This is a genomic window from Streptomyces sp. NPDC017936, assembly GCF_044328485.1.
GTDB lineage: Bacteria > Actinomycetota > Actinomycetes > Streptomycetales > Streptomycetaceae > Streptomyces.
The window spans coordinates 19,985-33,462 of the sequence record NZ_JBIRHK010000033.1 but is presented as its reverse complement, the minus strand read 5'-3'; the positions used below and the strand labels follow the sequence as shown (position 1 = coordinate 33,462).

At 69.5% G+C, this 13,478-nt stretch carries 13 protein-coding genes and 6 pseudogenes; 6 read left to right on the top strand and 13 right to left on the bottom strand.

Annotation, left to right across the window (positions count from 1 at the left end; genetic code table 11):
* The first annotated feature begins 473 nt into the window (after positions 1–473).
* Positions 474–710: a hypothetical protein gene (locus ACH4F6_RS39455; protein ID WP_397965481.1), complete on the top strand. Its 237-nt coding sequence runs from the start codon at positions 474–476 to the stop codon at positions 708–710.
* Positions 711–1,129: 419 nt separating this feature from the next.
* On the opposite strand, the gene ACH4F6_RS39450 is transcribed toward ACH4F6_RS39455, so the two are convergent.
* The 4 genes and pseudogenes from ACH4F6_RS39450 to ACH4F6_RS39435 all read right to left on the bottom strand — a co-directional run bounded on the left by ACH4F6_RS39450 (position 1,130) and on the right by ACH4F6_RS39435 (position 3,084).
* A complete protein-coding gene (locus ACH4F6_RS39450) occupies positions 1,130–1,441 on the bottom strand; it encodes a hypothetical protein (RefSeq protein WP_397965479.1) in 312 nt (103 codons plus the stop codon).
* On the bottom strand, positions 1,438–2,340 hold the full coding sequence (locus ACH4F6_RS39445; RefSeq protein WP_397965478.1) for a hypothetical protein: 903 nt from the start codon (positions 2,338–2,340) through the stop codon (positions 1,438–1,440). The genes ACH4F6_RS39450 and ACH4F6_RS39445 overlap by 4 nt, the downstream gene beginning before the upstream one ends.
* 115 nt (positions 2,341–2,455) lie before the next feature.
* Positions 2,456–2,581 (bottom strand): annotated as a pseudogene (locus ACH4F6_RS39440) (IS5/IS1182 family transposase); the annotation flags it as partial.
* A 56-nt stretch (positions 2,582–2,637) separates the two neighbouring features.
* Positions 2,638–3,084 carry a hypothetical protein gene (locus tag ACH4F6_RS39435; protein WP_397965485.1) on the bottom strand — a complete coding sequence of 149 codons (447 nt, stop codon included), beginning with the start codon at positions 3,082–3,084 and terminating at the stop codon, positions 2,638–2,640.
* Positions 3,085–3,092: 8 nt separating this feature from the next.
* On the opposite strand from ACH4F6_RS39435, the pseudogene ACH4F6_RS39430 reads away from it, so the two are divergent.
* A pseudogene (locus ACH4F6_RS39430) lies at positions 3,093–3,218 on the top strand (IS5/IS1182 family transposase); the annotation flags it as partial.
* On the opposite strand, the pseudogene ACH4F6_RS39425 reads toward ACH4F6_RS39430, so the two are convergent.
* The 3 genes and pseudogenes from ACH4F6_RS39425 to ACH4F6_RS39415 all read right to left on the bottom strand — a co-directional run.
* Positions 3,184–4,040, bottom strand: a pseudogene (locus ACH4F6_RS39425) (NADP-dependent oxidoreductase); the annotation flags it as partial. The pseudogenes ACH4F6_RS39430 and ACH4F6_RS39425 sit on opposite strands and share 35 nt — an antisense overlap.
* Before the next feature lie 183 nt (positions 4,041–4,223).
* Positions 4,224–4,505 (bottom strand): annotated as a pseudogene (locus ACH4F6_RS39420) (SDR family NAD(P)-dependent oxidoreductase); the annotation flags it as partial.
* Between the two features lie 29 nt (positions 4,506–4,534).
* Positions 4,535–5,545 (bottom strand): hypothetical protein, encoded by a 1,011-nt coding sequence (locus tag ACH4F6_RS39415; RefSeq protein ID WP_397965477.1) that lies wholly within the window; start codon positions 5,543–5,545, stop codon positions 4,535–4,537.
* A 132-nt stretch (positions 5,546–5,677) separates the two neighbouring features.
* Between ACH4F6_RS39415 and ACH4F6_RS39410 the strand changes: the two genes are divergently transcribed.
* A complete protein-coding gene (locus ACH4F6_RS39410) occupies positions 5,678–6,334 on the top strand; it encodes a TetR/AcrR family transcriptional regulator (RefSeq protein WP_397965476.1) in 657 nt (218 codons plus the stop codon).
* 256 nt (positions 6,335–6,590) lie between these two features.
* On the opposite strand, the pseudogene ACH4F6_RS39405 reads toward ACH4F6_RS39410, so the two are convergent.
* Positions 6,591–7,845, bottom strand: a pseudogene (locus tag ACH4F6_RS39405) (TerD family protein); the annotation flags it as partial.
* A 261-nt stretch (positions 7,846–8,106) separates the two neighbouring features.
* On the opposite strand from ACH4F6_RS39405, the gene ACH4F6_RS39400 reads away from it, so the two are divergent.
* Positions 8,107–8,616 carry a hypothetical protein gene (locus ACH4F6_RS39400; RefSeq protein WP_397965474.1) on the top strand — a complete coding sequence of 170 codons (510 nt, stop codon included), beginning with the start codon at positions 8,107–8,109 and terminating at the stop codon, positions 8,614–8,616.
* A 168-nt stretch (positions 8,617–8,784) separates the two neighbouring features.
* On the opposite strand, the gene ACH4F6_RS39395 is transcribed toward ACH4F6_RS39400, so the two are convergent.
* The 5 genes and pseudogenes from ACH4F6_RS39395 to ACH4F6_RS39375 all read right to left on the bottom strand — a co-directional run.
* Positions 8,785–9,027 carry an FAD-dependent monooxygenase gene (locus ACH4F6_RS39395; protein WP_397965484.1) on the bottom strand — a complete coding sequence of 81 codons (243 nt, stop codon included), beginning with the start codon at positions 9,025–9,027 and terminating at the stop codon, positions 8,785–8,787.
* A gap of 233 nt (positions 9,028–9,260) precedes the next feature.
* Entirely contained in the window at positions 9,261–9,971 is a 711-nt protein-coding gene (locus tag ACH4F6_RS39390; RefSeq protein ID WP_397965473.1) for a recombinase family protein, read from the bottom strand.
* A 60-nt stretch (positions 9,972–10,031) separates the two neighbouring features.
* On the bottom strand, positions 10,032–10,259 hold the full coding sequence (locus ACH4F6_RS39385) for a DUF6193 family natural product biosynthesis protein (RefSeq protein WP_397965483.1): 228 nt from the start codon (positions 10,257–10,259) through the stop codon (positions 10,032–10,034).
* A 7-nt stretch (positions 10,260–10,266) separates the two neighbouring features.
* Positions 10,267–11,463 (bottom strand): IS110 family transposase, encoded by a 1,197-nt coding sequence (locus tag ACH4F6_RS39380; RefSeq protein WP_397965472.1) that lies wholly within the window; start codon positions 11,461–11,463, stop codon positions 10,267–10,269.
* 226 nt (positions 11,464–11,689) lie between these two features.
* Positions 11,690–11,917 (bottom strand): annotated as a pseudogene (locus ACH4F6_RS39375) (IS6 family transposase); the annotation flags it as partial.
* Positions 11,918–12,253: 336 nt separating this feature from the next.
* Between ACH4F6_RS39375 and ACH4F6_RS39370 the strand changes: the two are divergent.
* Together ACH4F6_RS39370 and ACH4F6_RS39365 are read left to right on the top strand one after the other, a co-directional pair.
* On the top strand, positions 12,254–12,463 hold the full coding sequence (locus ACH4F6_RS39370; protein WP_397965470.1) for a hypothetical protein: 210 nt from the start codon (positions 12,254–12,256) through the stop codon (positions 12,461–12,463).
* A 244-nt stretch (positions 12,464–12,707) separates the two neighbouring features.
* Positions 12,708–13,478, top strand: a complete 771-nt coding sequence (locus ACH4F6_RS39365) for an AraC family transcriptional regulator (RefSeq protein ID WP_397965468.1) — start codon at positions 12,708–12,710, stop codon at positions 13,476–13,478.

The following is a 13,478-nucleotide window of genomic DNA, read 5'->3' as shown; positions in this document are numbered from 1 at the left end:
AGCAGCAGCGCCGCCGCCGCACCGAAGGCGAGGACGGCCATGGAGCCGAACGCCCGGGCCATGGGCGGCAGGTCCTGGTCGGCGACGGACGCGAGTCCGGCGAGCGCGGCGCCGGTGAAGGCGAGGAGCAAGGACGCCTTGCCGTCGGTGCGGGCGGAAACGCGCGGGTTCGCGGATTCCGGGACTGGTGTGACGACGAACCCTGCCGCCTGCCCACCGCTGGAGGCGGCTCGGGGAGCGGGTTCCACTGCCCATGAAGCACTGGGCCGGCCAGATGAAGATCCGTACCTTGCCCACATGGTGGATGAAGGAGGGCTGAGGCTCTTTGTGAACCGTTGGGGCGACACGTCGGACCCGGCATCTGTAGGACGCGCTTCCTATCGGGATGAGTGCGCGTGCTTCGACCAGGCCAAGCCGTATCCGCGAGCCCGTGTCGGTTTCCACGCCGAGCGCCAGGACACCTCGGCCGCTGGGTGGCGACATCTGCTGGAGTTGATCGACGAGGCCGCGGAGGACGGGCGGGAGGAGTTCGACCTCTGGTCGAACTCAGCACCGAGGAGCGCCGGCAAGTCATCACCCTGCCGCCGAGCATCGCCAAACTGACGGGGGCCAAGCACTTCGTGCTCTACGGCAGCAGCCTGGTCCGAATACCGCCCGAGATCGGTGCAATGATCAGCCTGATCGCGCAACTCGCCTGGAATTCAGCATGATTGCACGCACTGGTTCCCCAGAGCACGGTCACGAAGAAACCGACACCGCTCTTACCGGGCCGGCCTGCCCATACGGTCGGCAGAGCTTCAGCAGCCGCGCCGAACCACAGGATGCCGCCCTCTGAGAGCGACATCCTGAACCGAGTGAAGGCTGAGGGCTGTCCTCATCCTTATCAGGTCGATCATAGGGGGCCATCGACGTCGGTCGACCGGGCCTGCGCCTCGGTCGATCATCCACTGAGGTCCGGCGCCCACTGTTGCCGTTCGCGCTTGTTGGTGTCAGCCGCCCCACGTAATCTTGACAAGCGGCTTTTCTCTGCGTCTTGGAGCACCCATTTGGAAGAGCCCGGTTGCGCGTTCCCCTCGATACGGGCACGCAACGGGTACGCGGCCAGGGTTTCTATCGGCGCTGCGCCACTTCAGCAGGACTCGTCAATCAGCAGCAGGATTCGTCCATCTTCCGAAGCGAACTTGAAAGCGCAGTAGAGCGGTTCCTTCGGCCATTCGGGACCTTCGACCTTGCCGCCGGGACCCTCGTAGCGTCGACTGGCCGTCTCCCAGACTGCGGCGCGCTGCTCGGCGGGCACATCCTCCAGTTGAGTGCTGCCTCCACGTCCCAACACCATGAGGTCGGCACTGATCGCGAGTCGTCGGGCGACTCGCACATCCAGTTCTTTTCCGGTCAGGTGCCAGGTACCCCCGGCCCAATCGTCGATCACGCCGGTGTTCACGACGGAGAGCCAGCCCTCATGGGTGCTCCCGGGAGCCAGAGAGTCCATGATCTCTTTGAAGGTCGCACGATGCTCGCCCTTGGCCATGGGTCTAGTCTGGACTGTATCCATGGCCAAGGCCAAGGGCGGGTACCGGCCTCGCCGCCATCAAGCAGCAGGTCGCCGGCCAGCAGCACGCCATCGACCAGATCCGGCAGGACGCCACCGCCGCCATCAACACCGGCCTCACCGAGATCCGAGCCGTCGCCCGCGAAGCCATCGCCCGCACCAACGAGATCATCACCGGCCCCGTCACGAACATCGGCGGTGAGCTCGTAGCCATCCGCGGCAGCATCGCCCACCTCGAGGGGCAACTCCGCACCGCCGCAGCACCGGCGTCCGAACCGCCCACGCCGGAACCCGAGCTCACCCCGGCCCCAGGTCCAGCCGAAGACGACCAGCCCGAACCGGCCGTCAACTCCGAACCGCCCCAGTCCGTACCCCGGATCGAGCAGCAGCCGGACGAGCAAGACCTCGAGATCCTCCGTGCCGCCGCGGGCATCTCCGCCGCCACTCTCCACGCCCACCGCGACACCTGGGAATTCCTGGTCGAGCACGCTGGGCGAGACCAGCACTTCCACCTCCCGGCGGAAGTTCAGGACGCTGCGGGGACGATCCTCGTCAAGGTGTCCGGGCCGAGTCCCGTCGCCGCACTGACAAGCCTCCACCGCGTCAGCCACACCGCCGACGACGCCGGCACCCGCGCCATCGCCGCCCACCTCCACGAACGGCTCACCGAAACCGTGCAGGAGATCGTCATCCGCCCCCACCGCGGCGACGGAGCCGACGCCGTCCGCATCGTCATCGACGACCGAGCCGAAGCCGCACACGACGGCCAACAGGGACGCGGCTAGCAGCATGAGAGCGCCCCACCCGGCCTGGGGTGGGGCGCTCTCATGTCGTTTACGTCAGGCCTGCGACACTGCCCACGGCCTGCACCTCACTGAGTGGGCTGGCCACTTCCTGTTCGGAGGCGGTGGAGCCGTTGACGTTTCCTGGGGTGACGAGGACAGCCGGAGGCAGGCGCCGGCCGTCGCAGGCGAGGTGGACCTTGGTGGTCAGCCCGCTGCGGGACCGGCCGAGCGCCTGACCACCCGCCGCGCCAACCAGTTGTGGGGGTCCCTTCGCCGCTGCTTCGGGCGGTTGGTGCCTGTGCTTCAGCGGCCGGGGGACCGGGTGGAAAGCGCGATGGGCGGAATCCCCAGCGCGTCCAGTCGGGCCAGGAGTTGTTCTGCCTGTTCGTCCGTGACGGCCATCCACAGAGCGGTTCCCGAGTCACTGGTGCTGAAGACGAGCCGGTCCCCTTGCCAGCCTTCGGCGTTAATCGTGTGAGGAGCCAAGTCCAGCAGCAGCTCGAACTGCGCGTCGTCACGGACGTCGGTCTCGATCCCCGTTCCGGGATCGGCGCGTGGGGAGCGCGTACCGTCCGCCACCTCCTGCCGGGCCAAGGTCAGCGCGCGTTCGTAGGAGTGTCGTACCGCGGGCGGCCAGGCATCGTCGCTGTATGCGTCGAGGTGGGCTGTGTCGATGCCGGAGCGCAGCACGCCCAGTGCCTCGCGATGAACAAGCACGACGTCCGCAGGGCTCAGTCCGTCGACGAGCACAAGTTCGCGGCCAGAGCCGCCAGCACCTCGTCGAACATGCCGCCACCCTCGGCATCGACATGGGAAACACCGCTCGCAAGCCCGAGACCGGAGGTTTCACTCCGATCCCGAAGCGGTGGGCGGTCGAAAGGAGTAGGTGACGCCCTGTCGCTTGGCGTGGCGCCGGGTCTTCAGGCTCAGCGCGTTCATCGCCTGTCGCAGGACCGGGCTCACTCCGAGCTTGCGGGCGAAGTGCGCGTCGGGAGGTCCGGCGATGCTGATGATCTTCCCGCCGGGCTTGAGGACCCGCAGGGACTTCTCCAGGGTCTGGCCGCCGAGGGTGTCCAGGACGACGTCGTAGTCGCCCAGGACTTCCTCGAAGTCCTGTGTCCGGTAGTCGACGACGACGTCAGCGCCGAGCTCCTTGACCAGGCCGACATTGGCCCCGCTCGCGGTGGTGGCGACGTGTGCGTCCAGATGCCTGGCCAGCTGGAGGGCGATGGTGCCGACGCCGCCGGAGCCCGCGTGGATCAGGACCTTCTGGCCTGGCTGGACCTGCGCCTTCTCGGCCAGCGCCTGCCACGACGTCAGGGCGACCAAGGGGAGGGAGGCAGCCTCCGCCATGGTCAGGGTGGCCGGCTTGGGTGCCAGGTCGTTCTGGTGGACGGTGATGAGTTCGGCGAAGGTGCCGATGCGGTCCTTGTCGGGCCGGGCGTAGACCTCGTCGCCCACCGTGAACCGGGTGACGTCCGATCCCACCCCGACCACCACCCCGGCGAGGTCGTTGCCCAGGACGAGAGGGAGACGGTACGGCAGGATCGCCTTGAAGCCGCCGTCGCGGATCCTGAAGTCCAGCGGGTTCACGCTCGCCGCGTGGACCCGGCCCCCCAGGTCGCCGGCGCCCACCTGGGGTCCGGCGCCTCGGCGATGCGGCCGCCGTCCTTGTCGCCGTACCGCTCGATCAGGAAAGCCTTCATCGTCGTCTCCGTTTCCCGTCCGCAGGGAGACGTGGCCTCTGTTCGTCCCGGGCATCCGCCCGTACGACACACTTCGTGGAGGTTGTTTCGGTTTCCTGGTGCCCCCGCCGGTGCGGCAGGCGGCTGTGACCGGAGCGGTGTCCGTCGCCGGGTCTCAAGGCCGCCGGGTGGGGGGTGTGCGCCTCACGTCGCGTCCGGCGATGCGGCCAGGCGCTGCTTCACGTACCGGGTGGTCTCGTCGGCGAGGATCTCGGGCAGCCCCGCCTCGATGCCGGACAAGGCCTGGGCGGCGACCTGGGCGGGGTCGACCTTCTGACCGGCGGGAACGCTCGCGGCCATGCCGGTGTCCATGTAGCCGACGTGCAGTGCCGAGACGGCGATACCGCGGGCCGCCAGTTCTTCCCGGGCCGCGCCGGTCAGCGCCCATGCCGCGGCTTTGGCCGCCGCATGAGCTCCGAGCTCGGCGAATACCGCTTCCATCTGCTCGGGGCCCGTCACCTCCGATACCGCTGCGCCACTGCCGCGAAGGCGGCCTTGGGTTCCCATTCCATGTCGGGGTAGGTCTGCCCCCGGCGTCCTTCGAGGAGCTTGACGATGCCCAGGCCGGCCCGGTCCAAGTCGTCCCTGGGGTCGCCGTCCGGGCGGTGCGGGTAGCCGGGCAAGGCGAACAAGAACACGAACGCGCTGTCCACACCCTCGGTCTCGAAGATCTCCAGCAGTTCGCTCAGATACGCGGCTTGGCCGGCCTCGTCGCGCTCGTACATGCCGTTCAGTCGCACAGGGGCCTTGGTCTGTGGGCTGTACTCGACCACTTCCAGCACCCGCCCACCGCGGTCTCCCGCGCCGCGGTAGGCCGCGGTGCCGAACCCGGTGATGGCGAGCGGCTTCGGGCCCTGGGCCAGGGCGCGCACCGCGTCCCGGAACCGGTCGGCGACCTCGGCGGAGCGGATCAGCTCGAACGTCACCATGTCGAAGGGAGTCCAGTCGACCTGCTCGAACTGGATGGATGCGTAGGTGAGCTTGCCCTGGAAGCGTTCGCGGACCGTGGCCGCGGCGTCGCGGAGGAATGCGTTGATGCGCACGCCGAGCTCGCCCATCGCTTCGACCCGCCGCTCGGGTGGGCTCATCAGCTGCTCGACCCGCTCCTCCGGGCTCTCTCCGGGCAGGAACCCGCGGTTCATCACACTCAGCTCGACCCCTGCGACGAACACGACTGTGGCCCCCTGCCGCCGGAGCCGTTCCGCTCGCGCGGCACAGTCGCGGAAGAGCGTGAGGATCTGCTCCGGATCCAGCTCCAGCGGATAGGGCGAGAACCAGACCTCCAGGCCGAGCTCGGCGGCGGCATCGGCAGCCAGCTCCAGCCGGTCCGGGTCGCCGCCGATGATCTGGACCGCGTTGCAGTGCAGGTCGTCGCGAATGATGGCGAGCTCGCGCCGGACCACCGCGGGGTCCAAACGCTCGCGGGATATCTGGCCGTGCGTGACGAATCCGGTGTCGTAGGTCATCCCTCTTGCTCGCATGGTGACGTCCTCTCTGTCGGTCTCGGTCGGGTCGAGGCTGACAGGAAAAGTGCGTGCCCGCAAGTTTGCGTCGATGCAACTTTGCGCACACGCAGCCCTGTGTGGAACGCTGACGCCGTGACGACACCACGACCAGGGCTGCGGGAGCGGAAGAAGCAGGCCACGCGCCAGGCGCTACGGGAGGCGGCCCTGCGCCTGGCCGTCGAGCACGGACCGGACCATGTGCGGGTCGAGGACATCGCCGAGGCGGCCGGGGTCTCGCCGCGCACCTACAACAACTACTTCGCCAGCCGCGAGCAGGCGATTGTCTCCGCTGTGACCGCGGACCGGGAGGCGCGGATCGCGGCGGCGGTCGCGGCCCGGCCCGCAGGAGTGCGCCTGGCTGACGCCGTCACCGAAGCAGTGGTCGAGCAATACATGAATACCGGCGAGCGCGAACAGGAGGCGCTGCTGCTGATCACCACCCGGACCGCGCTGCGCGACGCGTTCCTCGATACCACCGCCGGCATCGAGCGCCCTCTCACGGCGGTGATCGCCGAACGCCTGGACGACACCGAAGCGCACACAGCCCGCGTTCTCGCGGCAAGCGTCGCCGCGGCGGTTCGCATCGCGCTGGAACGCTGGCTCCAGCCGGCCGGGAACGCAGAGGCCGCCGGGAGTTTCGACGCCGGAAGACTGGTCGTGCTCTCCGGCTCACTGCCCGACCAGCTCTGCGCGGCGCTGGCTCCGCTCGCGCCCGCGTTCGACGCCGCCGAGCGACGCACCCAGCCATAAACGCGCTTCGTCTCCGCCGCGCCTGACCATCAACAGCCCCCGGTCACGCAACGCATAGGCGGACCGCCACGCACCCGGTTCCCAGCCTCCAGGACCCGCACCCCCGGCGATTCGGCCAAGTAGTGCGCGCTGTCGTGCATTCAAAGGGGACGAGCGATGCAGGGGAGCAGCCCACACCGCTCCGTCATCCCCCCCGCAATGACACGTACGAGCGACAGCTCCTTGAGGGTCCAGCCCTCCTGAAGGGCCCCGTCGGCTACTCGGCGACGTCGACACCGTAGCCGCGGGCAAGGTCGGCGAGGCCATGGTCGTAGCCCTGCCCGACGGCACGCAGCCGCCAGCCGTCTCCTCGGCGGTAGAGCTCGGCGAGGATCATGGTGCGTTCGGTGGTGGCGGCGTCGAGGGTGGCCCGGGCGGTCGGTGCCGCGCCGACCCCGCACCTGGCGGTGATCTCGATGGCTCCGACGTCGGAGAAGGTCGCGGCACCGTCGATCGCGGCGGCGATCACCACTCGGTGGACCTCCAGGGGCAGGCGCTCCAGGTCGGCGGTAACGGCCTGCTCCGTCGGACCGTCCGTGCCGAGGCGCACGGTGCCGTCGGGGTGCTCGGGTGCGCCGTAGAAGACGAAGTCCTCGTCCCCCGGCACCTGTTCCTGCGCATCGACCGCGAAAGCTACGACGTCCACGTCACAGACGGTCTGCTGACGCCATGCGGCGGCCACCGTCCAGGCCGTGCCGGTGTCGGACAGATCGATGACAGCCCCTCGAACCAGTACCGCCGCCGTGTCCGGCTGGTTCCCGGCCGCGCTCTGTGCCGGCGCGGGCATGGCCGTAGTCGTAGGTGCAAGGAGCCAGTCGGCGTCGTGCACGCGCAGGCCGAGAGTGGTGATGCGACTCATGCGCCGGTCCGCTTCGCCGCCGGGCAGCACGACGACGTCGGACACGCTGGCGGAGAGGTTGACCGCCGCGGAGGCTCCAAGCGCGACAGCACGCGCACGTGCTTCTGCGGCTGCGTCGTGAGTACCGCCCAGGACCAGGACCCTGCGCCCGGCAAGCGGCTGGTCCGCCGTAACGGTGGGTGCGGTCGGTGCGGCAGTCCGCTGGGCCGGGACGCTCGGCGTCGGCGCAGACACGGTGGGCGTGCTCGCGGGCGTTTCCGCCACGCGACGCTGCCGGGCGGTGCCCTTGGCCTGGCCGGGCTGCACACCCTCCAGCAGCCGCAGATACGTCGGCTCGTCCACGAGCGGAACGCCCTCGTCCACGGCGCGCCTTGGCAGATCCGGAGTCGGGGTCGTTGGTGACGACGACGCTGGTCTGACCGCTGACCGAGGTCATCATGTTCAGCCCGGCCGTCACCGAGCGGGCGACGAGTTCCTCACGGGAGACCTGGGTGTCCCCGGTGATGGCGACCTTCATGCCCTGCACCAGCGACCCGCCCGACTCCAGCCGACCCGGATCGCGGTACATGCAGGGCGTCTTGGACACGTACGGCTTGCAGTCCTGGCGGGGCGGGGAGGCGGTGGCATACCGGTCAGCAGGGTGATCACGGTGGAGCCAGTGCGGACATCAGGATGGTCGACGGCCGGGCCGAGCACCCTCAACGATTCACTCATAGCGGCGTGCACGGTGCGGCTGCACCGCATCCTGGCTGCACAAGTTCCGTCATGCTGGGCTCTGGCCTGGGAACTTCCCGGGCGGTGCGCATCGTCTTCACCGGTGACATAGGGGCGAATGCAGTAGTTGTTCGCTCACGCATCATCTGGGAGGCACCCCATGGCCCTGGTCGGCCTGTTCTGGATCACCGAGGACTGCGTCTATGTGGGAGCCGAGCCGGTCGGTGCGGCAACCGGAGTCCGGCTGACCGAAGAGGGCGTCGAAGCCCTGGGACTCGGACAGGGCAGGTCGTGGAGCTGGAGCCAGGTGCGGCGGATCGAAGTCCGTGACGTGGCCGTGCGGTCCGCCGCCCGGCGGCTGGTGTCCATGGCTTTCGACAACCTGGTCGTGGCGGTGACCGGCGATGGTGAGCTTCCGCCCTCCTACACGGTGTGCGTGGACGCCACCGACGGCCTCGTGGAGGTGAGCGTGGCCTCGGCCGTCACCGGCGGCATCTACACGCCCACCGAGTACGAACTGTCCTGCGCGCTCCTGACACGGCTCGCCGACGGCAGCACGGCAGTCGATGAGCTGCTCGCGTGGCGTCGCGCCCAGGCCGCCGACAACACCCCTTCCCGCGAGGACCGTGAGGCACTGCTGCGGAAGTGGACCGGCGACGACTGCCACTGACCTCCGTCTGCGGTCCGGGCGTTCCGGCGTCGCCGAGTGCCCGGTGCACGCCGTCCGTGTACAGGTCGACGGCGGCCGGGCTGTTGGCGAACAGCCGGCCGACTGAAGCGGCCCGGGGCAGGCGGCGGCCGGCGTGGCAGGCCTCCTCTGCCAACGACAGCTCCGTGATCAAGAGGGCCCACACCGTCGCCGCCGACGGCTGGGGCGGGCGGCTTCGAACTTCTGGAGTGCCTGGCTGACGGTGTGGTGGTCGGTGAGGTCGAGGTCGGCGAGCCTGAGTCCGAGGAAGTAGCCGTCCTCGATGGCCGTGCCGGCGCCGTAGGCGGCGTCCGGGGAGGTGAGGTGGGCGGCGTCCTCGATGAGGGTGACGCGTCTCTTGGACCACTGCTTGAGGGGCTTGCGGTCGCGGATGGGCCAGCTCTGGACGTGGACGGGATCGGTCGCCGCGATGAGCTGCGGCAGCGGATCGGGGAACGCCGCGGCGAGCCCGGTCGCGGCTTTGGAGATCAGGGAGTGGTCCCCATAGCCGTGAGGCGGGTGGCGTAGACCCGGTGGGCCTTACGCGCGGCGGGCTCGACGAATTCGGCAGCCAGGACCGCGCTCTGCTGGAGGGCCGCCCGGTGGCGACGGCGCGGTGGACGGTCTCATCGCCTGCGGCGAGCAGGTGGTCGGCGAACAGGCCAGGCAGGTCGAGGGTGATCTCCGGGTCCGGTGCCGACGGCTGCTCGGTGGCCGGGTCCGGGAGGACGTCGAGCCGCTCGGGCAGCTCGCGGGCGCCAGCTGCGTCCAGGACGACGGATCGTCTTCGGGTCGACCTGGTGCTTCCGGGCGAGGGCCTTGACAGCGGCTCCTTCGTCGAACGCCTCGACCACCTTCACTGCCTGGTCCGGGTCGAGCGCGGCGGGGCGGCCGAGCGTCTTGCCTGCGGCTTCGGCGGCGGCGACGCCTTCGCGGGTGCTCTCGCTGATCACGTCGCGTTGAAACTCCAGCACGGCGACGAGGACGGAGACCACCATCTTGGTACCGGGGGCGTCGGAGGCGAGGTCGATGCCGGACAACAGCCCGGACTCGACTCGCAGGTGCAGACCGCGGTGGATGAGCACCGGCCGCAGGGCGAGGACGTCGGTGACGGAGCGGAAGAGGCGGGCGGTGTCGGCGATGCGGATGGTGTCGCCGGCGGAGACCTTGTGCAGGAGCCGAGTGAAGCCGGCACGGTCGGGGGAGGGTTGGCAGGTGGAGGTGGCGGGGTCCTCGTGGACGGGAGCGCCGGCGGCCGGCAGCGCGGCCGGGGCGTGCAGTTGGCGGGCGTTGGTCTGCTCGTCGGTGGAATGCCGCAGGCCGATGCGGTCGGCCATGCCCGATCGTTTCCCTTCCTGGGCCGCCGGCGTCGCTCTCAGGAGTCTTGTGCAGGGTTCTCAGGAGACGCCCGGCAGGTCGGCAGGGATCCGGCCGACGGCGATGGCGACCGCTTCGGCGGCTGTGGTGACGTGGTGCAGGGCGGGGCCGTTCCACCACTCCCTGATGGTGTGGTCGCCGGTTCCCCGGGGCGAGCCGATCGAGACGAAGGACGGGGAGAACGGGTAGTCGGGCGTGTTGGAGAAGCTCAGTGCCCAGTGGCTCGTGAAGGGGTAGAGCTTCCCGATGCTGAAGTCAAGCCATCGCTGTCACTGAGGGTGTGACCTGGTAGCACCTTCGGTCACGGATTAGGGCCCGTAGGACGTTGACGCGACGGCGTGCGAGCGCGAGGACGGCTTGGACATGGCGCTTCCCCTCGGCGCGCTTGCGGTCGTAAAACTTCCGCGAGTTGGGGTCTCGTTGGACGCTGACCAGCGCGGAGATGTAAAAGACGCGCTGCAGACGACGGTGGTATCTCGTCGGTCGATGGTCGTTACCGCTGACCTGGCCGGAGTCGCGTGGGGCGGGGAACACGCCGGCGAAGGCCGCGAGCCGGTCGGCCGTGGGGAAGGCGTCCAGGCTGCCGCCGACGGCGACGAGGAACTCGGCGCCGAGGATCGCGCCGATGCCGGGCATGGACGGGATCACGTCGGCCAGTTCGTGTTCGCGCAACCGGCCTTCGATGAGCTTGTCCGTCTCGGTGATCTTCTCGTTGAGGGTCATCACCTCCTTGGCGAGGGTGTGCACCATCTTCGCGATGGCTTCCTCGCCCACCACGGCGGTGTGCTGACGCTCGGCCGCCTCAACCACCTTCTCGGCGAGGGCAGCAGCGTTGCAGACCTTGCGGTTGCGCAGCCAAGTGGTCAGCCGCCGGCTGCCCGCGCGGCGGATCGTTGCCGGTGCCTGGTATCCGGTCAGCAGCACCAGCGGGCCGACGTTACCCAGGTCGAGGGCCCGTTCCAGAGCCGGAAGCATGCTGTTCACCAGGGCCTTGAGCCGGTTGGTGGTGCGGGTGCGGTCGGCGACCAGATCGACGCGGTGGTCGGTCAGCAGCCGCAGCTCGAGCGTGGCTTCGTCGCTGGGGCGGATCCGCTGGAGATCGCGGCACATCCGGGCCTGGTCGGCGATCACGCGGGCGTCACGGGCGTCCGTCTTGCCCTGACCGCGGTAGCTGTCGGTGGCCCGGTTGACCGCTATACCGGGGATGTAGACGAGTTCCTGACCATGGTTGACCAGCAGGGCGATCAGCAGGCCGGGCTCGCCGCCGGTCATGTCCAGCGCCCAGGTCGTCTTACCGCCGTCGGCGAGGTCTAGGACATCACCGATCAGCTTCAACAGCTCAGGCTCGTCGTCGGCCACCCGACGCGACAGCAGCGGGTCGCCCTCGCTGTCCAGGACCAGGCGGTGGTGGTGGGTCTTGCCGCAGTCGATCCCCGCCCACATCCGGCTCATCGCGCTCCATTCGGTCGTACTTGCCCCGCGTACCACGGACGACCTCGCCGGCATTGCTCTACACAGCGACTTGTTCGCACTTCCCAATCGGCGGCCGAGTCGTCGTGGGGAGCCGGGCGGCCCAGCATCTGAAGCCACGAACGGCAGCCACTTGTCAGCCACACCCAGCTCCCCTGGGTGTCCTCACCTTACGAACGGGAGGACCAACCCGTTCAGGAAGGTAGAGCCACTTGTCGCCGGGCTGAGGCTGCCGGCGGCGCAGGCCGTCGGCGTACTGCTGACCGAACTTCAGGCACCAGCGCCGAACGGTCTCGTACGAGACGATCATGCCGCGCTTCAGCATCAGCTCCTCGACCTCCCGGAAACTGAGCGGGAAGCGGAAGTACAGCCACACGCAGTGCGAGATCACCTCGACCGGATACCGGTGCCCCCTGTACGACGGCGCACTGTCCACGGGCGGTCCCCCTCCACCATGACCAACCCGAAGATCATCCCACCCGGACAGCCAACGTGACAGCACCGAAAAACATACTGTGACCTGCCATAATACTGTTGTCCTGGAACGCATTCCCGGGACGCTCGATATCTCGCGGTGCCGTAGCGCTGCACGCCTTGTCACTGAGGCGGCGGAGGTACAGGCTGCTGGCGCGCCCCGGGGACCAAAGCTTGAGCACCTGTCCTCGTTCCCGTCCACCGCCGACGACCGGGACGCCATCGACACGGTGCCTTGTGCCTTCGCCTGTTTTGGGCGGGGCGTGCGCACGGCCGATCGCAGACGGCGAGCGAGGATATGAGCGAGGTCCCCGTGGCGTTCAGCGTTCCGTACGCCTACTGGTGCATCGGCGGCACCGCCTTGTATGAGGACGCCCTGAGGAAGGGCACCGTCGCCCGAGACGTCCCGGTCAACCACAGCCCTCGCTTCCCCTCCGTGCTCCAGCCCGCCCTGGACATCGGCGTCACCGCCCTCACCGCGGCCGCGCTCGCCCGGTTGGCGCCCTGAGCCCGTTGCGGCCGGCCCGGGCAGGCTGCCCGGTCGTCGGGGCCGGTGGGCGAGGGTCCACGTCCGGAGGGTGGCGGAGGCCGCCGGGAGATCGGTGCTCCGTCAGCGCCGGACGTCGCGGTCGGTAGCGGACCGCTCGCCCTGGCGGCCGGAGTAGATCCGCCTCCCTCCGGGGCCGCGGTCCAGGGCTGGTCCGAGGCGGGACGCGCGGCCGTGGAGATCCGGCTCCGGTTAGCCTGGGCGCATGCGTGTCACCAGGGACCTGCCGACGCTCGCCGCCGGCGAGGTGGACGTGCCCTTCGTGATTCAGGGGTATGAGGAGGTCGTCGACGCCGACACCGCGTGGAACGAGCACTCGCACCCGTGGCACGAGCTCCTCTGGAACGAGCACGGCACGTCCACCGCCGTGGTCGGTTCCCAGGTGTGGTGCATCACACCGACACTGGGACTGTGGATGCCGGCCGGGCAGCTGCACTCCGCCTCCGCGGTCGCGGGTACCTCCTACCGCGCCCACTTCTTCCGGCACGGCACGGAGTCGGCGCTGCCCGACGTGCCGGTGGCCGTGGAGATCACCCCGCTGCTCCAGCTGCTCCTGGAGCGGCTCGAGGAGGCGGAACTGCCGCCGAGCTCCCGGGCCGTGACCGAGGCGATGGTGCTCGACGTCCTGCGGCCGTCGCCCCGGGCGCTGCTGGTGCAGCTGCCCACGTCCTCGTTGCTGCGGCCGATCGTGGACGGGGTCCGGGCCGACCCGGCGGACCAGCGGACACTGGCGGGCTGGGCCGCCGCCCTCGGCTGCAGCGCGCGCACGCTGACCCGCGCCTTCCGTGCCGAGACGGGCACGAGTTTCGCCCGCTGGGTCGCCTCGGTCCGGGCCCAGCACGCCGTGCAGCTCCTCTCCCTTGGACATGAGGTCGACGTGGTGGCCGACGCGGTCGGTTACCGCTCGGCGAGCGCCTTCGGCGCGGCCTTCCGGCGGACGACCGGCATGACGCCCGGCAGGTTCCGGGCGCGCTGA